General features: G+C 51.0%; 2 protein-coding genes. Both read right to left on the bottom strand.

Going from position 1 to position 753, the window contains the following annotated elements; all coding sequences use genetic code 11:
- On the bottom strand, positions 1 to 367 hold a 367-nt coding region (locus R7Q09_RS25250), incomplete at its 3' end, for a glutamine amidotransferase-related protein (RefSeq protein WP_318143835.1).
- 5 nt (positions 368 to 372) lie between these two features.
- On the bottom strand, positions 373 to 753 hold a 381-nt coding region (locus tag R7Q09_RS25245; RefSeq protein WP_318143834.1), incomplete at its 5' end, for a chorismate-binding protein.

The following is a 753-nucleotide window of genomic DNA, read 5'->3' as shown; positions in this document are numbered from 1 at the left end:
GATTTTGATAAATTGCGTGGTCTTGGTGCTCCATCATCGACACTTTGCCGTGGATGATTTCACCAGCGCCAGCGACAGTACCGCCGTACGCTTCAACAATCGCTTGGTGACCAAGACAAATACCAATCATTGGCACTTTGCCTTTCACTCGTTGAATCAGCTCTGGCATCGAACCAGCTTCTGATGGCGCACCTGGCCCCGGTGATAGCAGAACGACGGGGTTTTCGAGCTCGTTTATTGCTTGTTCGATGGTTTCTGCCGGAATGTGGTTACGATAAATTTTGACTGAGTGACCTAATGAGCGGAATTGGTCCACAAGGTTATAGGTGAACGAGTCAAAGTTATCGATGAATACGATGTTCGCCATGTCTGCTACTCCTTGTTCGCAGGTTGAGAATGCGCTGCTTGAATAGCAGAGATAACCGCTTGAGCTTTTCCGCGTGTTTCATCGGCTTCCGCTTGAGGGTCAGAATCGAATACCACGCCTGCACCTGCTTGTACTTGAGCAATGCCGTTTTCCACGTAAGCCGAGCGAATCACGATACAAGTGTCGAGCGTGCCTTCTCCGGTCAGGTAGCCTACCGCTCCGCCATAGCTGCCACGACGAGCACCTTCGACATCGCGAATCAGTTGCATTGCACGAATTTTTGGCGCTCCAGTTAACGTGCCCATGTTCATACAAGCTTGGTAAGCGTGCAAAGCATCAAGGTCATCGCGCAACTGGCCAACCACGCGGGACACCAAGTGCATAAC

The sequence above is a fragment of the Vibrio sp. 2130-1 genome, assembly GCF_033339515.1.
Note: the sequence above shows the minus strand (reverse complement) of the source record. Positions and strands in the feature narration are given on the sequence as shown.